This window comes from Leisingera coralii (assembly GCF_049056525.1).
Lineage (GTDB): Bacteria > Pseudomonadota > Alphaproteobacteria > Rhodobacterales > Rhodobacteraceae > Leisingera > Leisingera coralii.
Genome location: NZ_JBHUPT010000084.1, coordinates 1 through 26,720 on the forward strand (window position 1 = coordinate 1; position 26,720 = coordinate 26,720).

Here is a 26,720-nt window from a genome sequence, read left to right on the forward strand (position 1 = left end):
GCGCGGAAACCGGTGCCGCTTGAACGGATTGCGCCGGGACATCGCTCACTCCTCAGCTTGGGGCAACGATGTCTCTGACATCTCGATGGTTAATGCAACGGACCCGCCTCGACGCACTTAGTGCCTGAAAAGCAGCAGAAAACAGCGCGTAGAATAGTCAATCCGCTGCACCTGCCCGGGTGACCTCAGTTAACGTGACATCACCTAATCGACCTGTCGAGCTCCGGTTTACAAGTCTGGACTCCAGCAGCACGGGCTCCGGCTCCGTCCCGTTTTCGACCCAGCCAGCAATCGCGTCCGCGGCCGCGAGCCCCATGCGGGCCACCGGCAGGTGCACAGTTGTAAGCCCGGGGCACAAGTGAGCGGAACCGGGCAAGTCGTCGATGCCCAACAGCGATAGCCCGCCTGGCACTGGGATACCGCGTCGCTGTAGCTCATACAGCGCACCGGTAGCCTGAACATCTGACATACAAAGGATGGCGGTGGTGTCCGGCCGGGATTCTAGCACACGCTGCACGCCGCTACAGCCGCCCTCGATCGACAGCGGTTCGAGGTAGAATTCAATCTTTGCGCCATCGGGGCGACGGCGCAGCGCCTCGACGCGGGTCCCGGTCCGGTCGTTGGTTTCCGTCGGCCCGTGGATCACCGAGATGCAGCTGTGGCCAAGTCCCGTTAGATGGCTAAGCGCAGTGAAGGCCGCGGCGGCGTTGTCGTAGCCGATGGTCGGCAGAGCGAAATCTGGATCATAGTAGGAAGTGGCGATGGCCGGGATCCCGCTGCGGTTGATCAGCTCGTAGAGGGCGGGTCCGTGAGTGACTCCGGACATGATCAGGCCCTCGGCACCAATGCTGATCAGCGTCCGGGCCTTTTCTGCTTCGATGTCCGGGATGCCGTCGGTGGTGGAGACGACCAGCGACAGACGGTGCTTGTCCAGCTGGCTTTCTAGCCGGGAGAGGTAGCGGGCAAAAATCGCATTGTCCAGCGTTGGCACCAGCGCCCCGACGAAACGGGACCGTCCACTGTTGATGGCGCGCGCGGCGGCACTGGGCATGAACCGCAGGCTGTCCATTGCGGCCTCCACCTTCTGGCGGGTCGCTTTGGACACGGCCTCGGGGCTGTTCATTACCCTCGAGGCGGTTGCAACGGAAACACCTGCCGCCGCAGCAACATCCCTAAGGTTTGCCCGTTTTTTGGTCATTCTTTTGCTCATCCCGGCCTGCCACCTATTGTCCCAGAACTTTGATCTTAAGAAAATCTTGACACATGTAACTGATTTCATCAACCATGTAACTAGTTTCAAATCTGAGATTCGGATACCGCAATGACTCGCTACGCCGTGCTTCACGACTTCGACAACATGGGGTTCCAGACTCCGGAAAGGGCCTATCCGGGCTTCGCCAAGGGGCAGAGCGGGGTGTCCCGGGTGCTGGCGCCGCGCGAGCTGCTGAAGCAGGAGATGCGGGCCGGGGACCTTCTGTCGCTGGAGGTGCCGCAGGGCGGTGCCGCGCTGTGGATTGCTGCCTTTGATGATGACGGACGGCCGGCGCTGGCGGTGCTGGGGCTGCAGGCGGACGCGCCGATGCCCCTGGCGGATTGCGACGCCGCGGAGCTGCTGGGCTGGATCGTCGGCAACGGCGGTGAGGCTGCGGCGGACATTCCGGCCTGCACGCTGGACATGCCCGAAGAACCGCTGGTGCTGAAGGCCGGGGCGGCTGCCACCGTGTGGATCAGCTGCCCGGCGGAGTGCCGTCAGCTCGCCCATGGCGGGTTGGCGGGCAACGCCAGGGTGACCTGGCAGCCAGCGGCGGGAACGGGGCCGCTGCTGCCGCCATTGCTGGGCGACACCCGCGAGGAATTTACCGTCAGCCGTGCCACCGCCATGTCCTACGAGGTGAAACAAGGCGAGATTATCCAGATCATCGACACTGAAGGTCAGCAGTGTTCGGATTTCACTGCCTTTAATGCGGCGGCATTGCAGCGGGGCGAGGAGCTGATGATCGATGGCACCGCCACGCGGTCGATGGTGCGGCGGTCCTATCCGGGGCCGGGGCTGCTGGACAAATTCTTTGATCGGGACATGCGGCCGCTGCTGAACGTTGTGCAGGACACCTGCGGCCGTCATGACACCTTTGGCCTGGCCTGCACCGCGCGCGGCTATGAGGAGCGCGGCTTTCCCGGCCATGTGAACTGCTCCGACAATATTTCCGAAGCGCTGGCCCGGTTCGGCGTGGCGCGGCGGTCCGCCTGGCCTGCCATCAACTTCTTCTGGAACACTTGGGTCGATCCGCACTCGCATCACATCTTGACCGAGGAGTCCCATTCCCGCCCCGGCGACTACGTCGCAATGCGGGCGCTGGAGGACCTGGTCTGCGTCTCCACCGCCTGCCCGGACGACATCGACCCGATCAACGGCTGGAACCCGACCGATGTGCATGTGCGCATCTACCGCCCCGAAACACCCCTGCGCCGCGCTGTTGCTTACCGCGAAAAGGAAGACGCCCCGATGTCGATCAGCCAGAACTCCGCTTTTCATGACCGGCTTGAACCGCTGACCCAGCATTTCGCCCCGGCCCGCGACCTGTGGGCGCCGGTGAGTTTTCCGTCGCATGGCACCACCGGCGAATACTGGGCCTGCCGCAATGCGGTTACGGTGCAGGACATGAGCGGGCTGCGGAAATACGACATTGCCGGCCCCGATGCCGAAGTGCTGCTGCAGCAGGCGACCACCCGAAACGTGGCCAAGCTGGCGGTTTGGCGCGGCTCCTACACGCTGATGTGCGACGAGGCTGGCACGGTAATCGACGATGGCACCCTGTTCCGGCTGGCGCCAGACCTGTTCCGCTGGTGCTGCGGGTCGGAGGAGAGCGGCCGGGTGCTGGAAACGCTGGCGCAAAAGTTAAGGCTGCAGGTGCGCATCCACGACATGCGCAGCGCGATGCCGAATCTGGCCATTCAAGGCCCCAAGTCTCGGGATCTCTTGCGCAAAATCGCCTTTACCCAGCCGCATGTGCCGACACTGGACCAGTTGAAGTGGTTCGGGGTCACGGTGGCCCGACTGCATGACCGCGAAGGCGCGCCCTTCATGCTGGCGCGCTCGGGCTACACCGGCGAGCTGGGCTACGAGATCTTCTGCGCCAAGGCAGACGCGGTGGCGGTCTGGGATGCGGTGATGGAAGCGGGCGAGGAGTTCGGGATCGCCCCGATGGGCTCTGCCGCGCTGGAGATCATCCGGATCGAGGCCGGGCTGGCGGCCGCCAATGCTGAATTCGCACCGGAAGTGGATGCGTTCGAGGCGGGGCTGGGTTTTGCTGTAGACCTGACCAAGCCTTCCTTTACCGGCAAGGCGGCGCTGGAGCGCAACGCCCGTGAGCCGCGCCGGGTTCTGAAGGGGCTTTTGCTGGGCTGCAATGATGTGCCTTTGCATGGCAGTCCCGTCTATGACGGTGAGCGGCAGGTCGGGGTGGTGACCTCCGCTACCCGCTCGCCCTCGCTGGAACACGCCATCGCCATCGCCCGGCTGGGCGTCGAACACGCCGGGAATGGCACCCGGCTGGAAATCGGCCAGCTGGACGGGCGTATGAAGCGCCTCGGCGCTACCGTCACCGATATCCCCTTCATAGACCCGCAGCGAAAGCGGGCCCGCGCCTGAGCGCGCAAACCAAACCCCAACAGGAGAGACAAGACCAATGAAGATGCTGACTGGATTGAGTGCCGCGACTGCCCTGAGCTTGAGCGCCGCGGGTACCATGGCGCAGGAAAAAGTTATGGTTGGCGAGCCGAGCTGGCCCGGCGCCAAGGTGATGAGCCGGGTGATCGGCCAAGTGATTGAGACCCGCCTGGGCGGCGAAACCGGCTATGCCCCCGGCGCAAATGCGGTGATCTTTGCCGCCATGGACGGCGGCCGCGGCGATATCGACGTGCACCCCGACGTCTGGCTGCCCAACCACCTGTCCTTTACCGAGGAATATGTAGATCAGAAAGGCTCCGTCGGCCTGTCCTCGGGCAGCTACCAAGGCCGCACCGGCTTCTGCACGCCGACCTATATGGTCGAGAAGCATGGCATTTCGTCCGTTTTCGACCTGGCCACACCGATGGCGCAGGAGTTGTATGACACCAACGGCGACGGCAAGGGCGAGATCTGGCTCGGCGCGACCGGCTGGGCCTCGACCAATGTTCATAAAGTGAAGGTGCGCGACTACGGTATCGAAACCTTTCTCGAGCCCTCGACCGAGGACGAGACAGTGTTCTACGCCCGCCTGAAGGACGCCATCGATCAGGAACAGGGCGTGGTCTTTTACTGCTATGAGCCGCATTACGTGCACGCGCTTTACGACGTGACCATGATTGAGGAACCGGAGCACGATCCGAACACCTATACCATGCTGCAGCCGGATCAGGATTCCGACTGGTACAACAAATCCTCGATCACCTCCGGAGACCCGGTAAAGACGGTGACCGTCGCCTATTCCAAGTCGCTGGAACAGCGGAACCCGGCGGCGGCAGCCTTCCTGAGCCAGATCGACATGGATGCAGGCGAGCTGTCCAAGCTCACCTATCAGGTGGTGATCCAGGGCCAGGAGATCGACGCCGCGGTGTCGGACTGGCTGGCCGCCAATGGCGATACCGTTGACGGATGGCTTGGCCTGAACTGATCCCATCCATTGGCCCTGCAGCCCAGCCGGCTGCAGGCGCCCGTACGAGACTTCAAAGACAGGGGGAGGCCATGGCGGACGACATCGCAATTGACGCACGCGGCGTCTGGAAGATTTTTGGCGCACGCGCGGACGAGGCGCTACAGGCCATTCATGCGGAAGGCCTGAGCAAAGCCGAGGTGCTGGAGCGGTTCAACTGCGTGGTCGGCGTGGCGGATGCCAGCTTCCAGATCGAGCGCGGTGAGCTGTTCTGCGTGATGGGCCTGTCGGGGTCCGGCAAATCGACGCTGGTACGTCATGTGAACCGGCTGCTGGAGCCGACGGACGGGCACATCCACATCAACGGCGATGACGTGATGGGCCTGAATGCCGAGGGCCTGCGCGACCTGCGCAACCGCCGCGTTGCCATGGTGTTCCAGAACTTCGGCCTGATGCCGCACCGCACGGTGCGCGACAATGTGGCGATGCCGCTGGAGATCCGCGGCACCGGCAAGGCGCGCCGCTGGGAAGAGGCCGACCGGGTTCTGGAGCTGGTGGAGCTGACCGGCTGGGAGGACAAATACGCCCATGAGCTGTCCGGCGGCATGCAGCAGCGGGTTGGCCTCGCGCGCGCCATTGCCTCGGACCCTGAAATCCTTCTGATGGACGAGCCGTTTTCGGCGCTGGATCCGCTGATCCGCAAGCAGTTGCAGGATCAGTTCATGGAGCTGAGCCGCAAGCTAGGCAAGACCACGATGTTCATCACCCACGATCTGGATGAGGCGATCCGCATCGGCCACCGCATTGCCATCATGAAGGACGGCCGCATTGTGCAGACCGGCACGCCGGAGGAGATCATCCTGAACCCGGCAGATGACTATGTGGCGGACTTTGTGGCCGGCATCTCCAAGCTGAACATGATTTTTGCCCATTCGGTGATGAAACCGGTGGCGGAGTTCGAAGCCACTCACGGCGCGCTGCCGACAGATGCCAAAGTGGCGCGGCCCGACATGGATCTTAGCGACCTGATGGACCTGGCCGTTGACGGCCACGGCATTGTCAAGGTGGCCGATGCCGGCAGCACTGTCGGGGTGATCAACCGTGCGGGGCTGATCCGCGCCATTCAGGACAGCCAGGCGTAAGGAGGCGATGATGAAACACATCGACCAATCTCAGATAAAACCGGAAACCGCCGGGCGGCTGAATACGCTGGTGAGTGACTTCACCGGCCAGTCGCAATGCTACTACCAGCAGGTTTTCAGCTACATGATGGAGGCGCCGGGCTACCGCTTCACCTTGAACTCGGCAGCGGGTTTGCTGGGGCCGGTCTGGTTCGGGGCGCGGGGCCTGTGGTCCTGGTTCCTGGGCTTCCTGCTGCTGGAAACCCTGGCCTATATCCAGATCGCGATGGGTCTGTTTGGCGACCTTGGCCGCGACTTCCGCATCCGGGCGGAGCAGATCGCGCAGACGCTGGAGCTGCGGCGGCAGCAGATCGAGGCGGCGGAGGCCTCTGGCGCGTCCTCATTGGACTCGCTGAAACGTGCCGCGGAGTCGCTGGAGGGCGCGCTGGCCGGAGCACAGGAGGCCGCGGCGGCGGCCAATGCCAGCGGTGTTATCTATCTGGTTGCGGGCATTGCGCTGCTGCTGGCGGTGAAGTTTCTGGCAGCGTCCTTGGCGAACTGGACGCTGGAGGGGCAGTTCGCCCGGTGGCGCTCGGACCGCAGCGTGGCGAGCGGCTGGTCCGTGCCGCGGCTGGCGGTTTCCACCGTGCTGGCGGCGGCGGTTGTGGTGCTGTCTGCGCTGAAGTTCGCGATGCCGGACGCCTTCTCATTGCTGAATGCCTTTCCCACCAACCGCGACTGGCGGCTGAATGTGGGTGACGGGGTGCAGGCGGCGTTCGACTGGACCAAGACTTCGGGCCGGGGCTTCTTTGACGGGCTGACCGCGGGGATGCGGACGCTGCTCGACTGGATCGAGGTGGTGCTGGTCGATACCCCCTGGCCGGTGGTGGCGCTGGTGATCGTGATGCTCGCCTATCTGTCCGCAGGCGCGCGGGTGGCGATCTTTACCGGCGCGGCGCTGGCTTATCTGGGGCTGCTGGACTTCTGGGAAAAGGCGATGACCACCATTGCCCTGCTGGGTGCAGCGGCGCTGATCTCGATCACCCTAGGCATCCCGCTCGGGATCTACTGCGCCCGCCGCCCCCGGGTGTTTGCGGTGGTGCGGCCGGTGCTGGACTTCATGCAGTCGATGCCGTCCTTTGTCTATCTAATCCCGGTGGTCGCCTTCATCGGTTCGGGCAAGCCCGCGGGTGTGGTGGCGACCATGATCTTTGGCAGCCCGCCGGTGATCCGCTTTACCGTACTGGGTTTGCAGCAAGTGCCGGAGACGGTGCGCGAGGCCGCGCTCGCCTTTGGCGCCACGCCGCGCTACCTCTTGTGGCGGGTGGATCTGCCGCTGGCGCGAAAGACGATCATGGCCGGTGTCAACCAGACCATCCTGCTGTCGCTGGCAATGGTGGTGGTGGCCTCGCTGATCGGTGCCAAGGGGCTGGGCGAGGACGTTCTGGAGGCACTGCAATATGCGGCAGCCGGGCAAGGGATCCTAGCGGGTCTGGCAATCCTTTTCTGTGCCCTGATCCTCGATCGAATTGTTGCAGGCAAACGATGACTTATGATCCCGAGGCAGACAGCTTGTCAGCCTCGGGACGGCTTCTTGCATTGACTCGCTAGGTGGACGAAGAGCCGCATGTTTCGGAACATGGAGATAATAATAGTTCGTCTTCACCCGTTCCAGCGGCATCACCTATATAAACAAGTAATTCTGCTGGCTGAGCGTTGTCACTGACGCTACCTGCTGTCGCGCCTATCCGGCGCTGCGCGATGTGCTGATTGCCGGCTACCTGTCGGTGCGGGTGATCGACTTGGGCGCGCTCGACCTGTTCATCCTGCTGCGGTCGGCAACCTATGCCGGCTGGATCATCACCCGGATGGATGAACCCGGATCCAAGCCTCGAAATCAGCGGTTCATCGGAACAACCCGTGTTCTGGCCCAAAGTTTTCTCTCTGAAAAAGGTGTGCAGCCATGACCCGCTTCGCAGGCAAAACCGCGATTGTCACCGGTGCCGGAACCGGGATCGGCGCCGCCACCGCCCGCCGGATAGCAGCCGAAGGCGGCAATGTGACCCTGACCGGCCGCCGCCTGGAACCGATCGAAAAAGTAGCAGAAAGCTGCGGCGGCATTGCCCTGGCGGGGGATGCCGCCAGTGCGGAGCATATGGAAGCTCTGGTGGAATTGGCCCGCAGCCGCTTCGGCGGCCTGGACGTGATGGTCTGCAATGCCGGCGGTTTCGGTTTTGGCTCCCTCACAGGGATCAGCGACGCGGATTGGGGCGCCGCAGTTCAGGCCAATCTGAACACCGCCATGGTCTCTGCTCGTGCCGCCATGCCGGCGCTGAAGGAGCGCTGCGGAAACATCCTGATGATGGCGCCGATCGCAGCGCTTGCAGCCGGGCCGGAGGCCTGCGGCTAGGTCACCATGAAACACGGGCTGCTGGGGCTGACCCGCTCCATTGCCCGCGACTACGGCCGGAACGGGGTGCGCTGCAACGCGGTCTGCCCCGGCTGGGTCCGCACCGAAATGGCCGATGCGGAGATGGCAGAGCTGGTAGAGCGCCGGGGCCTGGTGTCCGTCGAGGAGGCCTACAGCATAGTTACACGCGACTTACCGCTAGGCCGCGCCGCCACAGGTGAAGAAGTGGCAGCTGCAGTTGCGTTCTTATGCTCCGCCGAGGCTGCCATGATTACCGGGGCGGTTCTGACGGTCGATGGCAGCACGACAATTGTCGACGTCCCTACACTGGCGTTCTGACTTCGCCTTGCTAGAAAACTGGTTTTGGAGTTGGGCCACTAAATCCTACAGATCAAGAGACCTGTTCAACTCGTCGAGGAACAGGCGCCAACTTCCGTTTGTTGCCCGATCATACTCTGGTTGCGCAATAACTACTGGGTTTTCCGAAATGGAGATTTCTTCAGGTGAGCAGCCCTGCAGAGTCCATTGCAGCTGCCCTTTCTACGGGGCCATTTTCCATCCCGGTTCACATCCATACGCGTAACCACTTGCGGAACGGCAGCTTTCAGAAGGGCGGTCCAGATGCTTCGCCATCGCAGCATCTCGGTGACCGCATCTGGTTCGAACAGCTGCTTCTGGGCAGGCTGCGGCCGTCCGGAGACAAGGGGCGAACGGCAGCAACGTCCGCTCCTTGTGAATTGACCGTTTCAGCCTCGCTGCGCGCTGCACCAATGGCCGGTTTCATCGCCGCGTCACAGCGCCAGATTTCGAGCGCATGCAGCATTTCTTCCGCTGCAAACGCGCGCAGCGAAAAATCACCATGACCGGGTTGGGCTCAAACCGGCCTTTGGCTGTAGTGAGCGTCAAGGTCTGGTAGGCCGGACAATCCGGACTTATGCAGCTGCGGAGAATGCGCTTGCAGAAAACGCAAGAACTTCTTTGCACCTGCAACAGCAGCCTTTCTGCAATGCAGCGGGCTTCACCGAACCGGCCATCCAGTTCCGCAGCTTGGCTGCGTCTTGCATAACCTCAACTGGCTGCTGCCAGGCTCAACATTCGAGACGCAAGGTCTTGCAAGAGTTCGCACAATGGCTGGTACTCGAGCCCAAAGTGCAACGTTGCCGTTATCGAGATGCGGCAGATACAGCCAGCACATATAGAAATTAAATCGGCAAAGCGCCAATCGCATCCGCAGCTGCCACAATTTCTCGACTGAAGGAAACAAGAGGCAATTCCTGGAGAAGGCGTCAGTTCTTGCCCGCAGCACATTCAGTGATTCCGACTCGGTGCAGCCCTGAGGGATATCAGGCTTCCCGCCTCCGCTCTTCCCTGCGGCGGCATAACAACAATCCTAGTGCTTCGTTTTTCTAGCGGGTGTCTCGCAGCCCTGTAGAATGAGACAGTTTTTCACGAACCGTCCACGAGCGCCTGAAAACGCTGTCAACGGTGTCGGCAGCGCGGCAGCCTTTTCTCTGACAAGGAGGAGAGGAATTATGCAGCCAGCAAAAGACACCTTGGCGTGGATGTATGAAAAGATGGTGACAAGCCGTCGTTTCGAGAACGCCATCGAAAAGATCTACATGGAAGGCAAATCGCCTGTCTTCAACATGGCGGACGGTCCGATCCCGGGTGAGATGCACCTGTCGGACGGTCAGGAGCCCGTTGCCGTGGGGGTCTGCGCCCATCTTGAGGCCGGGGACGTGGTCACGGCCACGCACCGCCCGCATCATCAGGCGATTGCCAAGGGCGTGGACCTGAAGAAGATGGCCGCCGAGATTTTCGGCAAGGCAACCGGCCTGTCCGGCGGCCGCGGCGGCCATATGCATATCTTCGATGCCGAGGTGAATTTCGCCTGTTCCGGCATCATCGCGCAGGGCATGGGACCCGCCGCCGGCGCGGCGCTGTCGCGCCAGATCCAGGGCAAGCCGGGGGTTGCGGTTTCGTTCATCGGTGAAGGCGCGGCAAACCAGGGCGCGTTTCACGAAGCGCTGAACCTGGCGGCGGTCTGGAAGCTGCCGATGGTGGTGGTGGTTGAGGATAACGCCTGGGGGATTTCGGTCTCCAAGGAAGCCTCCACCGCGATCAAGCGCAACTCGGACCGGGCGGCGGCCTATGGCATTCCTGGCCATTACATTCCCGGCAACGACCCCCTGAAGATCTACGAGGTGGCAGGCGAAGCCATCGCGCGGGCGCGCCGCGGCGAAGGCCCGACGCTGATCGAGGTCGAGACCTACCGGCTGGCCGGCCACTTCATGGGCGATGCCGAGGGCTACCGCCCTGATGGCGAGAAAGACGGGCTGTTTGCCAAGGACCCGATTCCGGTGATGCGGGCCCGTCTGCTGGCGGATGGCAGTTTCACGGATGCCGAACTGGACGCGCTGGAAGCCAGCGCCCAGGCGGCGGTGGATAAAGCGATCCGTTTTGCCCGCGACAGCGCCGATCCGAAACCCGAAGACGCGCTGACAGCCGTTTTTGCCTGAAAGCCTGAGGGAGGAAAACACATGGAAAATGAACGGAAACTGACAATCGCACGGGCCATGGCCGAGGCGATGGCGCAGGAGATGCGGATCGACCCAAGCGTCTTTGTGATGGGCGAGGACATTGCGGAACTGGGCGGCGTTTTCGGCAACACCCGCGGCTTGCTGGAGGAGTTTGGCAAGGAGCGCGTCCGCGACACGCCGATTTCGGAGACCGGTTTTATCGGCGCTGCGGTTGGCGCGGCGCAGGACGGGATGAAACCGGTGGTGGAGCTGATGTTCGTCGATTTCTTCGGCGTCTGCTTTGACGCGATCTACAACCTGATGGCCAAGAACACCTACTTCTCGGGCGGGAATTTCAACGTGCCGATGGTGCTGATGACCTCGACCGGCGGCGGCTATTCGGATGCGGGGCAGCATTCGCAGTGCCTTTACGGCAGCTTTGCGCATCTGCCCGGCATGAAGGTGGTGAGCCCCTCCAACGCTTATGACGCCAAGGGGCTGATGACTGCGGCGCTGCGCGATCCGAACCCGGTGATCTACATGTTCCACAAAGGGCTGCAGGGGATGGGCTGGCTGGGCACCGAGGCGGGCGCAATTACCCATGTGCCGGAAGAAAGCTATGAAGTTGAGATCGGTAAGGCGGCCATTGCCCGCGAAGGGCGCGATGTGACGATCGTGTCAATTGCCCAGGGCGTGCATCACGGGCTGAAGGCCGCCGATGCGCTGGCCCAGCAAGGCATTAGCGCCGAAGTGGTCGATCTGCGCTCGCTGGTGCCATTGGATCGCGAAACGGTGCGCGCCAGCGTCGCCAAGACCGGGCGGCTGATTGTGGTCGATGAGGATTATCACAGCTACGGCGTCTCGGGTGAGATCATCGCCACGGTCACCGAGAGCAACATGGCAGACCTGAAGGCGCCGCCGCGGCGGATCGCCTATCCGGATGTGCCGATCCCCTTTGCCCGGGTGATGGAACAGCACTGCCTGCCCAATGCGGACAAAATCGCCGCAGCCGCCCGCGAACTTTGCGGGGCGCCGGTTCCGGCCTGAACGCACTCAAAATTCCTAGAAACAATCAGCTGCCCCGCGGTGTCGGGGCGGCGGCAAGAGGAGATTGCCAAGTGGCTAACGATATCATCATTCCATCCGGCTTGTGGGAGGGCGACGACGAATGCGTCATCACCGCCTGGCTGGCAAGTGACGGCGCACAAGTCACCCAGGGCGCGCTGATTGCCGAGATCATGACGGCCAAGATCCAGTACGAAATCACCGCACCGGCAAGCGGCACCCTGAGCATCACAAAGCAGCAGGACGAAGTTGCGGCCAAGGGCGACGTGATCGGAGCGGTCTCATGACCGTGCAGGCGGCAAGTCCTGCTGTGGTTCCCCTGCGCGGGGCACGCGGGATGATCGCTGACAAGATGTGCGCCTCGCTGCGCGACGCGGCGCAGCTGACCCACCATGCACGGGCAGACATGACTGCACTGCTGGCAACCAAGGCGCATCTCAAGGAAGCGGGCACCGCGCTGTCGGTCGAAGACCTGCTGATGGGTGCGGTGGTCCGAACTCTGCGGCGCCATCCGGACATCAACGGCACCGTGCAGGACCGCGCGGTGCATTTGTCGGATGCCATTGATTTGGGGGTGGCCATCGCCCTGCCGGGCAACCTGCTGGCGGCACCCGCGATCTTCGGGGCGGAAAGCCTGGACCTTGAAGGCCTTCGGGCTGCGCGGCGGGATCTGGTGGCCCGCGCAAGGACAAACAAGCTGACAGTGCCGGAGATGACAGGCGGCACTTTCACGGTCTCCAACCTCGGCCTCAGCCGGGTGGAGCAGTTCACGCCGATCCTGAATGCGCCGCAGATTGCCATTCTCGGCATTGGACGCACGGTCGAAACCGCGGTGCGCGACGGCGATGGCATCGCCTGGAAGCCTTATGCGGGCCTGTCGCTGACCTTTGACCACAGGGCCATCGACGGTGCCCCGGCGGCGGAGTTCCTTTCGGACCTTTGCGAGGCGATCGAAGGTTTCGCGCCATGATCACCGCGCCGTTTTCCACCGCCGCAGACGGCATTGCACGGGAGGCCGCGCTGCTGCAACGGGGCAAGCCTGCGCTGATGCTGTGGCAGGCGGCAGAAAACGCACTGGTGGTTCCGGTTGCCGTGGCACGCAGGGATGGGATGCAGCGCGCGTTGGGCGAAGCGGCGGAACGGGGCTGGCCGGTCACCGTCCGCGGCAGCGGCGGCGGCATAGTTCCGCAAGGTTCCGCCACCCTGAACCTTGCCATGGTACTGCCCTGCACGGCGGGATTCACGGTGGAGGACGGCTACCGGATGATCTGCGGCGCAGTGACTGAGGCGCTGACCCGGTTTGACATCACCGCAGAAACCGGTGCCTGCCCGGGTGCCTTCTGCGATGGCGCCTGGAACGTCCTTGCGCACGGCCGCAAACTGGCTGGCACCGCACAGCGCTGGCGCGCCGCGCCGCAGGGGCGGGTTGTGCTGGCGCATGCCGCGGTGCTCGTCGGGACACCGGAACCGGATCTGTGGCCGGTCCTGCAGCAGCTGCAGGCCGCCGCCTTCGCAGCAGAACCGCCATTGCGGGCGGGTGCCCATATTGCCCTGGACGCGCTGCTGCCCGGCGCCATGCGCCAATCAGCCTTTCCCGGCGCCCTGATCAGAGCTGCGGAGGACCGGCTGACTGCTCTGGCGCGCCTCGAAAGAAAAGCGGCCTGACCGCATCAACACCACTCACTGGGAGGAGAGTAACCATGACAATCAGATTCCACTGGCGCGGCAAGGAGAAGAACGGCCGAGCCGCCATGAGCCGCCGCATGTTCCTGATGACGACCACAATGGCCGGCGTCACCACCAATGCCATGCTCGGAAGCGCATCCTTTGCGTCATCAGCGGTGCTGGACGAGGCGCAGGGCGCCAGCCTGCTGCGGATGATCCAGGATATCTACCCGCATCCGGATGTGCTGCAGGTTTCACACTACGAGGCGATTGCCGCCACGGTGATGAAGAACGCTGAAGGTGACGCCGAGACCGCCAAGGGTTTGACTGACGGCCTGGCGCGGATCGACGCAAAGGCGCAGGAGCTGTTCGGCACCCCCTATACCGGCATCGAAGACGCGGACGCCCGCGAAGGCCTGCTGCGCTATTTTCAGGACGAGGGCTTCTTTCAGAGTGTCCGCTGGACCGCCTACTTCGGCATCTACGACAACAAGGAAGTCTGGCCGCTGTTCGGCTACGAGGGCTCCTCAGTTGAGCACGGCGGCTACATCGACCGCGGCTTCTCCGACATCACATTTGTTCCCGAGGGCCCGTCCCTTGAGGAACGCATGGCTGACGTTCAGGCGTAAGGGGCTGAATCATGGCACAATTTGATCTCAACGACGACACTGTGGTTGTCATCATCGGCTCCGGCGCCGGCGGCGGCACCCTGGCAAACGAACTGGCCCAGAAAGGCGTCAAATCGGTTGTTCTGGAAGCTGGCAAGCGCTTTGACCTGAGCGATATCGAAAACGACGAATGGGCGATGTTCCAGAAGATCTCCTGGCTGGACGAACGCTATTCCGGCGGCGGCTGGCACGGGGCGGTGAACCACCCGACGCTGCCTGCCTGGATCGTTAAGGGCTATGGCGGCTCGACCATCCACTGGGCGGGCGTCGCCCTGCGGTTCAAGGATTTCGAATTCAAGACCCGCAGCACCTATGGCGAAATCGACGGCGCCAATGTCGAAGACTGGCCGATCGACCTGGCGGAAATGACGCCGTGGTATGAAAAGGCCGAGCTGAAGATGGGCGTCACAGGCAGAACCACCGGCATGCCGCATCTGCCCTGGAACAACGGGTTCCGGGTGCTGGCCGAAGGCTGCCGCCGCACCGGGCGCAGCGATTACCGCTCGGGGCCGATGGCGATCAACTCGGTTGAACGTGACGGCCGCCCGGCCTGCCAGCAGATCGGATTCTGCATGCAGGGCTGCGCCATCGGTGCCAAGTGGTCGACAATGTACACCGAACTGCCCCGCGCCGAGGACACCGGCAATTGCGAGGTACGCACCGATGCGATGGTACTGCGGATCGAGCATGACGACGCAGGCAAGGTGAACGCGGTGGTCTATGCGGACAGCGAGGGCAACCAGCACCGCCAGAAGGCGCGTGTTGTCTGCGTCGCGGGCAATTCCATCGAAAGCCCGCGGATGCTGCTGAACTCAGCCTCCCCGATGTTCCCGGACGGTCTCGCCAATTCCTCCGGCCAGGTGGGCAAGAACTACATGAACCATACCACCGGCGGGGTCTACGCGGTGCTGCCGGAGAAGGTGCATATGCACCGCGGCACCTCTGTGGCCGGGATCGTCGGCGATGAGGTCTACCACGACGCTTCGCGCGGCTTCAGCGGCGGTTATTACCTTGAGTTCCTCTCGCTTGGCCTGCCGTTCATGGCGGCCTTCCTGGAGCCGGGCAATTCCGGCTGGGGCCGCAGCGTGGCGGGCGCGCTGGAAAACTACGACCGGATGTCCGGCGTCTGGGTGCTGGGCGAGGATCTGGCCCAGGAGCGCAACGCGATCACCCTGCACGGCAGCGAGGTGGACCAGCACGGGCTGCCGGTGCCGATCATTTCCAAGACCCCGCATAACAACGACTACGAGATGACGGCACATATGTATGATACCTCGGCGCAGATATACGAGGCCGTCGGCGCCACTGATGTCTATGAGCTGCCCGCCTATCCGGCGACCCACAACATGGGCACCAACCGGATGCACGCCGATCCCGCCAAGGGTGTCGTCAATGCCTACGGCCAGGCGCATGACATCGATAACCTGTTTGTCTCGGATGGCAGCCAGTTCACCTCCTCGGCGGCCTGCAACCCGACGCTGACCATCGTGGCGCTGGCCATCCGCCAGGCGGAATACATCGCACAGGAAATGAACACGCAGAACATCTGACGCGGCACGTTCTTCCCCTGGCGGCCCGATCCTTCGGGGCGGGCCGCCCCCTTGCCGCTCCGGGAGTATCTTATTCGCCCGCCCGAAGCGGCGAAAAAACAGAAGGAAATCGACATGTTCGGAAAACTGAAAGTTATCACCATAATGACCCTGCTGGGATTGAGCATACCGGCCGCGGCTGTGGCCCAGATGCCCGGCATGCGCGGCACGCAGCATATCGGAATTACGGTGCCGGATGTTGACGAAGCGGTGGAATTCCTCGTCGACGTGCTGGGCTGCGAGTCATTCTTTTCGTTCGGTCCGTTCGGCCCGTTCGAGGATGACTGGATGACCAAGAATCTCAATGTCGACGCCAGTGCCGTGATCGACATCATCACAATGGTGCGCTGTGGCAACGGCCCTGCATTCGAGGTGTTCAAATACACTGCTCCGGATCAGAACCAGACCCCGCCGAGGAACAGCGACATCGGCGGCTATCATATCGCGCTCTATGTCGACGATATCAACGCGGCGGCGCAATATCTGCGCGGCAACGGTGTTCAGGTCCTGGAGGCGCCCCATCCGCTGCCCGGAACGGAACTGGAAGGCCTGGAATGGGTGTATTTCCTGTCGCCTTGGGGCATGCAGATGGAAATCGTGAGCCATCCTGACGGCATCGCATTCGACCAAAAGGGCGACGGCAGGCTCTGGGACCCGCGTTCCTGAAAACCAGGTAATCACAACAATCCGGGCCGCTGCAATCGACGTCAGGGGTCCGGAAGATGGGGGAATTGGATATGACGAAGCCAAGATTTACCGGGATCGTTACATTCAGAAGAAGCCTGCTTGCCGCCCTGTTGTCGCTTGCCGTGCTTTTCTGCGGCCCTCAGAGTGCCCGCGCGCATTTCAGCAACGCTGATCCGCGCATCATCCATATCGCGGCACAAGGCAATGACCGGACGATCATCCTGATCCGCATGCCCGCGCCCCTAGCGCTCTTGCCCGATGACTGGCAGGGCAGCGATGAAGTTCGGCTTCCTCCCTTTGCTGCTGACATGAACGGTGAACCGGTTCTGGACGCGACCGCCCTCGCAGCGGCGGATGAGGCGTTGAAACTGCGGCTTCGCGAGGTTGTAACACTATGGGTTTCAGGACAACGCCAGGAAACCCGGGTCGAGAAGTTCAGGTTCTGGGAAGACAGCACACGGCCCTCATTCGGCACCCTCAAGTCCGCGCTGTCTGCCTTTGAGGCTCCGTTTAGCAAAGACCGCGAAACACCAATGCCTTATTTCGATCTCACGCTTGATGTTATGATCTCCGTACCTTCCGGCATCCTGTCGCAGGAACTAAGCCTGACCTCCCAGCTTGGCCGGAATTTTCGTGTGATGGAGAGTCTCGGGACAGTGACGAAACTGCACCGGGAAACAGGCATCGAAACAAGGGCGACAATGGGCGTGCTGCAAGTGTCCTTTCCAGCCTTGCCGACGACAACCAAGATCCTGCTGGACACCGCCAAGTCAGGGGCCGAGCATATTTATCGCGGGCTCGATCACCTGGCCTTGATCATCCTGATCGCCATCGCGGCGCAGCACTGGCGTCAGGCACTTTCCTGGGCCTCAGCCTTCACTGTCGGGCATATGACCACCCTCGTGGCCGGCCTTTACAGTTTTGCACCGTCAGCGTCCTGGTTCGTGCCGGTGGTCGAAACTGCGATCATCTTGTCGATCATCTACGCCTGCACCGCCGTTTTCCTGCGACAGGGCCGTGCGTTCGGTTGGGCAAGCCTTCTGATTGTCGGATTGATTCATGGTTACGGTTTTGCCGCTTCGGCGTCCGAAGCGCTTTTCACGGGCCAGTTTGATCCTCTGGTTCTGATCTCTTTCGCGATGGGGTTGGAGCTGTGTCAGTTTGCCATTTACGCAATAGCTCTTCCATTGATTGTGTTTACTGACCGTATCTCGCCTAAGATCCGCATCTCGTGGCGCAAAGCGGTAGTGCTTGGCATAATGGTCTTCGCAATTTCCGCGGCGATCTCGCGCCTGTCCGATACGGCCAGCGCTTTCGCCGTAGCGTGATTTCAGAAGGGTTGAAGACCTGTTCGCACCGGGTTCCTGATCGAAATCAAGGCACGCTGCTTTGCCGGGTTCCTGGGCGCACTTGGTTGATCGGGTGTAGGTCCAAGAAACTATTCCGGACGCTGCAGCCCTTCCGAGGCAATCCAGCGGTTGAGCGTTGCGCGGCTCTTGCCCAGCAGGCGCGCGGCCTTTGTCACGTTCCAGTTTGTGCTGTCCAACGCGTCTCGCAGCGACGCTCGTGTCAGCGCTTTGGAACTTTCCTCCCGCGGCGCGAGCAAGCGTGCCGGCAGGTCGGTCACGTTGATCCGCCTGCCGTTGCCGCAAATCACCGCCTCGCGCAGAACAGCCAGCATTTCCCTCCTGTTGCCCGGCCAATGGTATCCGGCCAGCACCTCCAAGGCGCTTTCAGCGATCTCGATAGGAGTATCAAAACTCTCGGCGATGACATTTGCCAGCACCGTCTCGCAATCCCGCTCGGTAACCGGCGGCAGTTCAACAACTGACTGCGCCAGCAGATACAAGAGGTTCCTGGGAATGCCCTCGTCACTCTCAAGCTGCAGCCACGGTTTGCCCGCGGTGAATAGCAACACCGGAGGATGCGCCCTTGAGCTGCTGTCTGCCCGGCTGCTGTCAAGATAGCGTTCGAGGACTGCCTGCGCTTCTGCCGGCAGAGTTTCGACATTCTTCAGGATCAGCGTCGGGACTGTGTCGCCAACCGGGTAATCGCTGAGAAAGTCCAGGCTGTTCAGCGCCTCCGCGAGATCCGTTTCGGTGCCGTTGCGGGCCGCATCGAGTGTGAGCGCCATTGGCGTGTCCAAACCCTGGTCTTCCAACAGCGCCCGGGCAAACAGTCCGGCCCCCGCACCCGTTTCGCCGCAAATCAGCAGCGGCACCCGGTGCGCCACCAGTTTGCGCGCCCGTTCCGCCAGAACCGGCAGGCCGCCGCCTTCTGCCGCCAGCCGCCCCAGAACAGCATTCCTGTCTATCCGGGCAGGAAGACGCGGCTTGTCAGGGTGCAGGACTTTGCGCCGGGGCGGGATTGCAGCCGGTCCGCGCAGGCTGACCTCAAGGTCTTTCAGATCGGAGATGTGCCGCCCCGCCAGGCCCTGGTGCTCAGCCGGCCGTGCTGCATCGCGCCACAGCGGCAGATGCGAGATGATGACACCTTCCTCATTGCAAGCCACCAAAGTCTCGAAGCAGCGGTGCTGTTCCAGATTGCGCGACAGCACCCGCCCGGTGAGCTTGTCGGCGTGAAAATTGCGGAACAGGCGCGTCTGGAACTGACGGGAGGCACGCCGCACGACCTGCTCGCACAATGCGTATTCCTCAGGACGCCGATGCAGCGACCCAACCAGCGTTATCGTTCCGATCAGGTTGTTCTGGGCATCTGTCAAAGGGGCCGAACTGCAACTGAGCCGGTGAAAGCAATCATAGAAATGCTCCCCGCCGCGCACCGTCAGAACACGGCCGGATTGCATCGCCATCGCGACCCCATTGGTGCCCGCGACACGTTCATCCCAGACTGCGCCCCTGACAAGGCCGCTTCTTTGAAACTCCGCCTCCACCCCCTCGGGCGCATAGGATTCAATAACAATCCCGTCGGCATCTGTGATCAGCAGGCAATAGCGGGAGCGGCTGGGCAGCAGGGCGGACTTGTCGACTTCCGCCACTGCCCCGCCGGCCTGATCCAGGAATTTCTCATTGCGGTGGCAGATTTCATCTGCCTGCAGCCTGAGGATCGGGTTCCTGGCGCTTGACGTCAGGCTATGCTTGGACAGGCTCCGCTCCCGCGAGGAGCGGATCAGCTTGTCCACGGATGCCCTGTCCAAAAAAGCGGACATTGCTTGCACCTCCCGTTTTTCAGCCCTTCTGCTGTGTCCCGCTTGTCAGGCGAGTTTCGCTGAAATCCTGCGCTGTGTCCAACTTGGCCAGTCCCGCCCGGCTGTCACAGCAGGCCTTCCAGCGCTTCCAATGCCCGCCCGCCGTAAACCACCGACGGCCCGCCGCCCATCTCGACTGCAACAGAGATAGCCTCGACAACCTCTTCCCGGCTGGCCCCATGTTTCAGCGCCGCGCGCAGGTGGAAGAGGATGCAATCCTCGCAGCGGATTGCGATCGAGATCGAAAACGCCATCAGTTCCTTGGTTTTGCTGCTTAGCTCCGCCTCAGCTGAAGCCGATTTTACCAGCTGGCTGTAGGGTGACATTACCGCTGGCGCCGCTTTGAACAGCGCTCCTGCGCGCTTGTCGATTGCTGCGGCTTGGTCCTTGTAAGCTGTCGTCAATTTCCGGGTTCTCCGTCAAGTACTATGGGACGGCCGGTTCGCGGATCTGCCCGCGGCCGACTGCGTCTGTCTATTGCTGGGTGGCCGGGGAAAGTATTGCTGCATTCAACGTGCTTAGAAAGCGCTAGGGCCGAACTCTCTTTCGAGACGGAGAAATTGTCTCATCGAGCATGCAAATGAGACAGTTGCTGTCTGCTAGCTGCCTGCCTGCACGGAATTCGAAGGTTTTCGGGCTTTCCTGCCCAATTAGATGCTTCGTGGGTCCTGACCCAAAACACTCCGGGCCACCACAGAGCGGCGATACGCCGAGAACCCTGTCTGCTGCCGCAGTGCCATTGGACGGAACCCGTCTAACCAAATAGGCAGAGTCCTCCAGGATGATCACTATGTGCGGTATTTCCGCCTTTAGAACCGCTGTGCGATGCTCGATCAGTTGCAAGGCCACAGGCGGATCCGCCCTGCACTGCGGGAAAGGCCGCTTATCCTTCTGCAATGCGGAGGGAGAAACTCTGCGGCGCAGCGCACTGGCGTGTTGCGTGCGCGAACAGCATGATTTTGACAGTTCTGCTGTGGGCTCAAAACCCGCTTTCGCGGCGTTTTGCCCGAACACTGGCGATGCAAGCGCCAGTGTCAGCGCATCGAATGAAGCCGCAGAGTCTCAGGTGCAAAGCCTGCGTGGCGAACGGTAGGTTCCAGTCCGTCCTCAACCTCGACCACGCCGCACTGGCATTCGGCGGCTTCGAGCTCCATTTTTTCGGGATCTTGCGATCGCAAGCAACGGCAGAAGTCTGAACCTAGGCAGCCGTGAGCAGCCTCGTGGTTCTCAGGCTCGGATCGTCAAGATTGGAGCAGAAGCGGCGGGATCAGCGCCGCTGCCGATTTCTTGCAGATAAAGACGCAGCCCCGGATCCCCCTAACCGGCAGACCAGGACAGCGGGCAGATATTTCACCTCGTATTCATACTCCGGGCACTGGACCGGTTCATGCCTTCTGGCGTTCGTTGGCGGGGTCCCAAGCCGGGTCGTCGAGCAGGGTAAAGGCCTTGCGTTCGCCCAGGATAACCACCTCCAGCCCTCCGGCAGCCGCCGGATCGACATAGGCGAAGCCGAGACTCTTGCCTGTGGCATGGCCGTAGCCGCCTGAGGTGCAGACGCCCACCACCCTGTTCCCTTGCATCACCGGCTCGCCGCCGTAGATGTCGCAATCGGTTGCGGCGGCCGCACCATAGACCAATTTGGCGGCGATGCCCTTCTGGCGGACCGATTCAGTCGCCGCACGCCCCTGAAACTCTCCTTTGTCCGGTGCGTAGAAGCGGGAGCCGCCGGCCTCGATCAGGGTGATTTCGTTGGTCAGTTCCGTGTTCATGCCGTGATAGGCCTTTTCCATGCGCAGGCTGTTCACCGCATGGACGCCGAAATCGGAAATGCCATGCGGTTCGCCAGCCTCCCGGACGGCAGCGTAGAGTTCCGCCAGCCGGGTCATCGGCGCGTGCAGTTCCCAGCCCAGTTCGCCCACATAGTTCACGCGCAGGGCGCGCAGGGCGACGCCCGCGATGGTGATCTCCTGCCCCGACAGCCAGCGGAAGGAGGGCGTGGAAAGGTCCGCCTCGGTCAGGGGCTGCAGCACGTCGCGCGCCTTGGGGCCGGCCACCACCAGGATGCCGAAATCATCGGTCACATTGGTCACAGTCACGCCGTTTCCGGCAACGCTGAGATGATCGAGCACCTGCAATTCGGCACCTGCGCCGGTCAGCACATAGAAGCGGTCATCGGCCAGACGGGTAATGGTCCATTCACCGATGATCCGGCCATTGGCGGAAAGGACATGGGTCAGGGCGGTACCGCCCTGTTTCTTCGGCAGCTTGTTGGCTGTCAGCCGGTCCAGCAGCGCTTCCGCTTCCGGCCCGGCCACGTCGAATTTGGCAAAGCTCGACAGGTCGCAGATGCCCACGCGCTCGCGTACCGCCCGGCATTCCTCGGCCACGATGCCGAACGTATTATTGCGGCGGAACTGCAGGTCTTCGGCAAAGCCCTCGGGCGCAAAATACTTTGGGCGTTCCCAGCCGAAGACCTGAGAATAAACCGCGCCCTTGGCCTTGAGCGGCTCATAGAGCGGCGTCGTGCGCACCTTGCGGCCGGCGGCTGCCTCGCGGCCCGGCAGGGGCGTCACGAACATCTCGTGATAATCCTCAAAGCTCTTGGCGCGGGTGTAGGCCTGATCGGCGAAACCGCCGAAGCGGCGCGGATCGACGCAGGCCATGTTGATCTCGCTGTCGCCGTGGACCATCCATTGCGCCAGGTATTTGCCGACGCCTGCGCCTTGCGCGATGCCGATGGACGACCCGCAGCACTGCCAGAAATTGCGCAGCCCAGGCGCGGGCCCTGCCAGCGGATTGCCATCAGGCGTGTGCGGAATTGCGCCGTTGATGATGCGCTTGATCCCGGCCTCGGCAAAGATCGGCATGCGCTCGAAGGCCTGTTCCAGCCAGGGTGCGATACGGTCGATATCGCCTTCGAAAAGCTCGTTCTCGCTGTCCCATTCGGGGTAGCCGCCGCGATGATCCCAGGCTTCTCTGGCGCCGTAGTGTTCATAGATGCCGACCAGGCCCGATTTCTGCTCCTGACGGTAATATCCGGCGGTGGCCGGGTCGCGCATCACCGGCAGTTCACCATCCCAGGTCTTGAACGCGTCCAGCGCCTCGGTCACCAGGTAATGGTGCTCCATATTGGTGATCGGCGTATCCAGCCCGACCCACAGCCCGACCTCGCGGGCGTAGCAGCCCCCGGCATTGACCACATGTTCGCAGGTGATGTTGCCGTGTTCGGTCACCACTTCCCATTCGCCTGAAGGCATCTGGCTGATACCCATTACCCGGTTGTGGCGGATGATCGTGACCCCCATTTGCCGCGCGCCTGCAGCCATGGCGTTGCAGGCGCTCGACGGATCCACATGGCCGTCCATATTGGTCCAGGCCCCGGCCAGAATGCCGTCTGTTTCGAGCCAAGGGTTCAGCTCCTTGATCTGGTCGGGGCCGATGACTTCCATGTGGAACCCGACGTTGGCCGAGAACCCGGCGACGTAATTGAACCAGTCCACCTCTTCTTGCGTGGTGGCCAGCCGGATGCCGCCGCAGCCATGCCATCCGGCGGGCTGGCCGGTGATCTCTTCCAGCCGCGGGTAGAGCGTGTTGGAATAGTGGTGGATCTTGGCCATGTTGTAATTGCCGATGAAGCTGGGGCACTGGCCTGCCGCGTGCCAGGTCGAGCCTGAGGTCAGCTCGCCCTTCTCGATCAGCACCAAGTCTTTCCAGCCCTCTTCGGCGAGGTGATAGGCGAGGCCCACCCCCATCATGCCGCCGCCGACGATCACCACTTTTGCATGAGACTGCATGACAAAATCCTTTCCTGCTTGGCTCACCAAACGCCGTTGCCGCCGGACATCCGGCCGCGGGGCAGAATGATGTTGAAATTCTCGCGCAGCTGCCGGTCCAAGGCCTCGGGGATGTGACGGGGGTAGTGTTCCGCCAGGATCGCTTGCACCTTGTCCCGCGCCACTTCGCGCGCATCGCGGGCGCCGGCATCCTCCCATTCGCTGATGCTGCGGCGGTCCGCGATCTCCGGGTAAAGATAGTCGGTTTTCATTCGGTTGAATGTCTGCGGGTGGCCAAGGTAATGGCCTTCGCCCAGCACAACGCCGCGGATCACGTCGAAACTGAGCGTGTCCTCGCTCACTTCGACCCCCCTGACCGTGCGCAGGATGGCGCCGATCAGATCGTTGTCCAGCACATAGCTCTCAAAGCTGGTGCCCATCAGACTGCCCTGCATGCCCGCGCATTCGTGAATCATCGAAGCCCCGGCATGGGCGGCGAGTGAAATGGTGTAGCCCTTCTCTCCGCCCGCCTGCATGTCCGGCAGCTTGCTGTCGGTCATGCCCGCAGGGACAGAATTCGGCAGGTCGTAGAAACCGGCCATCTGCGCGCAGGCGGCAGACAGCAGCGCCTGCTCGCCTGACCCGCCCGACATCGCGCCGGTGCGCAGATCGCTGACAAAGGGCCAGGTGGCAAAGATGCCCCGGCAGTTCGGGTCGATGATGTTGCACAGAACCAATCCGGCCAGAACCTCGGCACAGGCCTGCGCCACGGCCCCGGCCAGGGCAGCAGGTGCGGTCGCCCCGGCCTGGCCCGCAGCCACAAGCAGGATCGGCATTCCCATCTCCACGGCCGCCTCCAGCGCGTCGCAGCTTTCGGTCGCAAAGCGCATCGGCGGCACTACGTGGCAGCAGACGGCAGTGCAGAAGGGACGCTCGCGGAACTTGCCCTCGCCGCCCGCCACCGCGTCCAGCATCGGCATCACTGCGCGGACACTGGCGCTGTCGGTGTAGCTGACGGCGATGGATTTCGCGGTGCCCGACAGGCAGGCGTAGGTGGTGTTGATATCCAGATCGAGGATCGTATTCGCATCCCGCGCCACGACTGAGCGGTGATACCAGTGGATATTGTCCATCCGGTCCACCAGCCGCGCGATATCATAGAGGTCGGAGACGGTGCTCTCGCGGTACTTGCCGCTGTTGAAATCCATAATCGTCGGCGCCGCGCCGCCGGTGCCCGCATGCACGCGCTTACCGCCGATTTCGATGTCATGCGCCGGGTCGATGCCGTGCAGGGTGAACTTGCGTCTCGTGCGGGCAATCACATCCTCGACCAACGCGCGCGGAAAGCGCAGGCGGCCCGCATCGTCCACCCGGCAGCCTGCCGCGACGGCGCGCGCCTCAAGGCTAGGGGTGACTTGGCTGAGACCAAGATCAGCCAGAAGCCGCAGCACCAGCTCGTGGATCCGCTCCATCTCTGACTGGCTGAGAGGCCGGTACTGCCCGCCGACCATTCCCGGGCTGACAGGGGCTGCCGTGGGGGCGGCTTCGGGCTTGGCGCGGCCCCGGCGGTTCGGTTTTCGAATGGCGGTTGCAGGCATGAGCGACCTCGTGGCGTTTCCTGAGGTCCAATAAGCTGCGAATCGTCGTCTCTCTCAAACGATCAAATTGAATGCAACGCATTCCCGCAGATCATGCGAAGCTTTCTCCAGATTCGCATTCTTCTGTCATCCATTGCAGGAAGGCGGTAATCTCCGGCTGCGCTATCTTGTCCTCCAATGCGCCGATGTAATAGCTGTGCCGGGTTTCCAACGGTAAATCCAATGGGCAGACCAGTTGCCCGCTTTCCAGCATTTCGTCCGTGATATAGCTCCACCCCAATGCAACCCCGCGCCCGGCCTCCGCCCCCTGCAGCACCATCGGATAGCTGTTCAGCCGGATGCCCCGGCGTACCGGCTGGCCGGTGACCCCCTGCCGCGTCAGCCACACCTGCCAGTCAACGGCGCCCCAAATGCTGCCGCCGCCATCCAGGTGCAGCAGCGTCTGATCGAGCAGATCGGCGGGGCGGCGCAAACTGGGATGATCCCGCAGGTAGGCAGGGCTGCAGACCGGATAGACTTTCTCGGCAAACAGCTTCCGGGCTTCAACTCCCTCCCAGGTGTTTTCGCCATAAAGCACGGCAACATCCGCCTCCTCTCGTGTCAGGTCGACCGCCTGATCTGTCGCCAGAACGCGCAGGTCTATGTCCGGGTGGCGTTCGGAGAACCGTTCCAGCCGGGGCATCAGCCAGTAATAGGAGAAGGCGACTGAGGCCGCGACCGTGATCTGGGGCGCATCGCTGGTCACACGCAGCTCATTCACGCAGCGCCCGATTTCATCCAGCCCCCGCGTCACCGCATCAAACAGCTGCCGCCCCTCAGGCGTCAACTCGATGGCGCGGTGTTGGCGCAGGAACAACGGTCGGCCAAGCGCAGCCTCCAGAGCCTTGATCTGTCGGCTGACCGCGCTTTGCGTCAGGCACAATTCGTCGGCGGCGGCAGTGAAGCTCATCCGCCGGGAGACCGCCTCAAACGTGTGAAGCTGCGACAAAGCTGGCAACGCGTATTTTCTCATCGCAGCTCCTTCGAACTCGCAAAAGCAGGATTAATACATCGTTCAAAGAAATGCACGGCCTGAGGATACCTTGTCCAGACAGGAGATTTACTTGAACACAGCGGCCTGCGGGCCGAATGAAAGCACTTTCCTCTTCAATCTTGACCGGATCCAGCCGCAGGCCGCCATGAGTGCGCCCTCAGCGGGAGAGTACTATGTCCGGCGCTGTGAGAATTCGTGGTTTAGATTTGCCGCAGGCTGACGGAATGGCCGCATTTCCTTCTGCCATGCAGCGGGCAGTTTTCGGCAAAGCAGCGGACCGGCGCGCTGCGAGCGCACGCAGCATGAAAATCAAATACACACTCTGGGGCTCTCACGGCTCGTTCGCCGCACGATGTCTGAAGGTCCGCTGCTGGTAACGGCCACCATTCAGTCGAACGATCGCAAGGAAAACGCCCGATAACACCAGCGGGAGGACTGAAGAGGAGATGACGCAATAGAGCTCCAAGAACAGATGGAAGGTACCGCCTCTGGTCAATGCTCACGTAGCAAGATTTGAAGCTACCGATCCGGCCTGGACAAAAATGGCGAGGGCGAACTACTCAACCCTCTGAATCCATTGAACTCAGATCATTTCACTGCCGTTTTGACCGGGGTCAGATTGGCAGATTTCGCAGAGCTTCCGAATAATCTAAGCAGTTCAAACCAGAACTCACCAACTGCTAACTGCCGCGATTATTGTACAGGCAATGGGATCTCAAAGCCGTATCTTGGATCACTCCGGCTTCGCTCTGA

Annotated in this window: 20 protein-coding genes and 1 pseudogene; 15 read left to right on the forward strand and 6 right to left on the reverse strand. The window is 62.3% G+C overall.

The genetic code is table 11. The features are described from left to right. Nucleotides 1-157: 157 nt before the first annotated feature. Entirely contained in the window at nt 158-1,198 is a 1,041-nt protein-coding gene (locus ACFMBG_RS21775; RefSeq protein WP_421056772.1) for a substrate-binding domain-containing protein, read from the reverse strand. A 123-nt stretch (nt 1,199-1,321) separates the two neighbouring features. Between ACFMBG_RS21775 and ACFMBG_RS21780 the strand changes: the two genes are divergently transcribed. The 15 genes and pseudogenes from ACFMBG_RS21780 (at nt 1,322) to ACFMBG_RS21850 (ending at nt 17,683) form a co-directional block, all read left to right on the forward strand. After that, nucleotides 1,322-3,649: a DUF1989 domain-containing protein gene (locus ACFMBG_RS21780; protein ID WP_421056773.1), complete on the forward strand. Its 2,328-nt coding sequence runs from the start codon at nt 1,322-1,324 to the stop codon at nt 3,647-3,649. 37 nt (nt 3,650-3,686) lie between these two features. After that, the gene (locus ACFMBG_RS21785) at nt 3,687-4,652 is read left to right on the forward strand and encodes an ABC transporter substrate-binding protein (protein ID WP_421056774.1); all 966 of its coding nucleotides are present in this window, start codon (nt 3,687-3,689) and stop codon (nt 4,650-4,652) included. A gap of 71 nt (nt 4,653-4,723) precedes the next feature. Continuing rightward, entirely contained in the window at nt 4,724-5,773 is a 1,050-nt protein-coding gene (locus ACFMBG_RS21790; protein ID WP_421056775.1) for a quaternary amine ABC transporter ATP-binding protein, read from the forward strand. 10 nt (nt 5,774-5,783) lie between these two features. Beyond that, nucleotides 5,784-7,301, forward strand: coding sequence for an ABC transporter permease (locus ACFMBG_RS21795; RefSeq protein ID WP_421056776.1), 1,518 nt, complete (start codon nt 5,784-5,786; stop codon nt 7,299-7,301). Nucleotides 7,302-7,515: 214 nt separating this feature from the next. Next, entirely contained in the window at nt 7,516-7,719 is a 204-nt protein-coding gene (locus tag ACFMBG_RS21800; RefSeq protein WP_421056777.1) for a hypothetical protein, read from the forward strand. Next, a pseudogene (locus ACFMBG_RS21805) lies at nt 7,716-8,501 on the forward strand (SDR family NAD(P)-dependent oxidoreductase). Before ACFMBG_RS21800 ends, ACFMBG_RS21805 begins: the two are co-directional and overlap by 4 nt. A 1,193-nt stretch (nt 8,502-9,694) precedes the next feature. Next, complete coding sequence (locus tag ACFMBG_RS21810) at nt 9,695-10,681, forward strand: thiamine pyrophosphate-dependent dehydrogenase E1 component subunit alpha (protein WP_421056778.1); 987 nt, start codon at nt 9,695-9,697, stop codon at nt 10,679-10,681. A gap of 21 nt (nt 10,682-10,702) precedes the next feature. After that, complete coding sequence (locus ACFMBG_RS21815; protein ID WP_259943498.1) at nt 10,703-11,728, forward strand: alpha-ketoacid dehydrogenase subunit beta; 1,026 nt, start codon at nt 10,703-10,705, stop codon at nt 11,726-11,728. A 71-nt stretch (nt 11,729-11,799) separates the two neighbouring features. Next, nucleotides 11,800-12,033 carry a biotin/lipoyl-containing protein gene (locus ACFMBG_RS21820; protein ID WP_421056779.1) on the forward strand — a complete coding sequence of 78 codons (234 nt, stop codon included), beginning with the start codon at nt 11,800-11,802 and terminating at the stop codon, nt 12,031-12,033. Continuing rightward, on the forward strand, nt 12,030-12,716 hold the full coding sequence (locus ACFMBG_RS21825) for a 2-oxo acid dehydrogenase subunit E2 (RefSeq protein ID WP_421056780.1): 687 nt from the start codon (nt 12,030-12,032) through the stop codon (nt 12,714-12,716). Before ACFMBG_RS21820 ends, ACFMBG_RS21825 begins: the two co-directional genes overlap by 4 nt. Next, on the forward strand, nt 12,713-13,411 hold the full coding sequence (locus ACFMBG_RS21830) for a lipoate--protein ligase family protein (protein WP_421056781.1): 699 nt from the start codon (nt 12,713-12,715) through the stop codon (nt 13,409-13,411). Before ACFMBG_RS21825 ends, ACFMBG_RS21830 begins: the two co-directional genes overlap by 4 nt. A gap of 35 nt (nt 13,412-13,446) precedes the next feature. Then, nucleotides 13,447-14,040: a hypothetical protein gene (locus ACFMBG_RS21835; RefSeq protein WP_421056782.1), complete on the forward strand. Its 594-nt coding sequence runs from the start codon at nt 13,447-13,449 to the stop codon at nt 14,038-14,040. Between the two features lie 11 nt (nt 14,041-14,051). Continuing rightward, on the forward strand, nt 14,052-15,629 hold the full coding sequence (locus ACFMBG_RS21840; RefSeq protein WP_421056783.1) for a GMC family oxidoreductase: 1,578 nt from the start codon (nt 14,052-14,054) through the stop codon (nt 15,627-15,629). Nucleotides 15,630-15,743: 114 nt separating this feature from the next. Beyond that, entirely contained in the window at nt 15,744-16,334 is a 591-nt protein-coding gene (locus tag ACFMBG_RS21845; protein WP_421056784.1) for a VOC family protein, read from the forward strand. A 56-nt stretch (nt 16,335-16,390) separates the two neighbouring features. Then, on the forward strand, nt 16,391-17,683 hold the full coding sequence (locus ACFMBG_RS21850) for a HupE/UreJ family protein (protein WP_421056785.1): 1,293 nt from the start codon (nt 16,391-16,393) through the stop codon (nt 17,681-17,683). A 110-nt stretch (nt 17,684-17,793) separates the two neighbouring features. Here the strand turns inward: ACFMBG_RS21850 and ACFMBG_RS21855 are convergent, their stop codons facing one another. From ACFMBG_RS21855 to gcvA, 5 genes are all read right to left on the reverse strand, one after another. Next, nucleotides 17,794-19,524 (reverse strand): sigma-54-dependent Fis family transcriptional regulator, encoded by a 1,731-nt coding sequence (locus ACFMBG_RS21855; protein ID WP_421056786.1) that lies wholly within the window; start codon nt 19,522-19,524, stop codon nt 17,794-17,796. A 104-nt stretch (nt 19,525-19,628) separates the two neighbouring features. Further along, nucleotides 19,629-19,967 (reverse strand): carboxymuconolactone decarboxylase family protein, encoded by a 339-nt coding sequence (locus ACFMBG_RS21860; RefSeq protein WP_421056787.1) that lies wholly within the window; start codon nt 19,965-19,967, stop codon nt 19,629-19,631. Nucleotides 19,968-20,948: 981 nt separating this feature from the next. Continuing rightward, nucleotides 20,949-23,357 carry an FAD-dependent oxidoreductase gene (locus tag ACFMBG_RS21865; RefSeq protein ID WP_421056788.1) on the reverse strand — a complete coding sequence of 803 codons (2,409 nt, stop codon included), beginning with the start codon at nt 23,355-23,357 and terminating at the stop codon, nt 20,949-20,951. 23 nt (nt 23,358-23,380) lie between these two features. Next, on the reverse strand, nt 23,381-24,934 hold the full coding sequence (locus ACFMBG_RS21870) for a trimethylamine methyltransferase family protein (protein ID WP_421056789.1): 1,554 nt from the start codon (nt 24,932-24,934) through the stop codon (nt 23,381-23,383). Between the two features lie 91 nt (nt 24,935-25,025). Then, on the reverse strand, nt 25,026-25,946 hold the full coding sequence (gcvA, locus tag ACFMBG_RS21875) for a transcriptional regulator GcvA (RefSeq protein ID WP_421056790.1): 921 nt from the start codon (nt 25,944-25,946) through the stop codon (nt 25,026-25,028). Between the last annotated feature and the right edge of the window lie 774 nt (nt 25,947-26,720).

Bases quoted from the DNA above. Each gene is read 5' to 3' on its own strand.
- ACFMBG_RS21775 (WP_421056772.1), bottom strand. From the start codon at position 1,198: ATGACCAAAAAACGGGCAAACCTTAGGGATGTTGCTGCGGCGGCAGGT.
- ACFMBG_RS21780 (WP_421056773.1), top strand. From the start codon at position 1,322: ATGACTCGCTACGCCGTGCTTCACGACTTCGACAACATGGGGTTCCAG.
- ACFMBG_RS21785 (WP_421056774.1), top strand. From the start codon at position 3,687: ATGAAGATGCTGACTGGATTGAGTGCCGCGACTGCCCTGAGCTTGAGC.
- ACFMBG_RS21790 (WP_421056775.1), top strand. From the start codon at position 4,724: ATGGCGGACGACATCGCAATTGACGCACGCGGCGTCTGGAAGATTTTT.
- ACFMBG_RS21795 (WP_421056776.1), top strand. From the start codon at position 5,784: ATGAAACACATCGACCAATCTCAGATAAAACCGGAAACCGCCGGGCGG.
- ACFMBG_RS21810 (WP_421056778.1), top strand. From the start codon at position 9,695: ATGCAGCCAGCAAAAGACACCTTGGCGTGGATGTATGAAAAGATGGTG.
- ACFMBG_RS21815 (WP_259943498.1), top strand. From the start codon at position 10,703: ATGGAAAATGAACGGAAACTGACAATCGCACGGGCCATGGCCGAGGCG.
- ACFMBG_RS21825 (WP_421056780.1), top strand. From the start codon at position 12,030: ATGACCGTGCAGGCGGCAAGTCCTGCTGTGGTTCCCCTGCGCGGGGCA.
- ACFMBG_RS21830 (WP_421056781.1), top strand. From the start codon at position 12,713: ATGATCACCGCGCCGTTTTCCACCGCCGCAGACGGCATTGCACGGGAG.
- ACFMBG_RS21835 (WP_421056782.1), top strand. From the start codon at position 13,447: ATGACAATCAGATTCCACTGGCGCGGCAAGGAGAAGAACGGCCGAGCC.
- ACFMBG_RS21840 (WP_421056783.1), top strand. From the start codon at position 14,052: ATGGCACAATTTGATCTCAACGACGACACTGTGGTTGTCATCATCGGC.
- ACFMBG_RS21845 (WP_421056784.1), top strand. From the start codon at position 15,744: ATGTTCGGAAAACTGAAAGTTATCACCATAATGACCCTGCTGGGATTG.
- ACFMBG_RS21850 (WP_421056785.1), top strand. From the start codon at position 16,391: ATGGGGGAATTGGATATGACGAAGCCAAGATTTACCGGGATCGTTACA.
- ACFMBG_RS21855 (WP_421056786.1), bottom strand. From the start codon at position 19,524: ATGTCCGCTTTTTTGGACAGGGCATCCGTGGACAAGCTGATCCGCTCC.
- ACFMBG_RS21865 (WP_421056788.1), bottom strand. From the start codon at position 23,357: ATGCAGTCTCATGCAAAAGTGGTGATCGTCGGCGGCGGCATGATGGGG.
- ACFMBG_RS21870 (WP_421056789.1), bottom strand. From the start codon at position 24,934: ATGCCTGCAACCGCCATTCGAAAACCGAACCGCCGGGGCCGCGCCAAG.
- gcvA (WP_421056790.1), bottom strand. From the start codon at position 25,946: ATGAGAAAATACGCGTTGCCAGCTTTGTCGCAGCTTCACACGTTTGAG.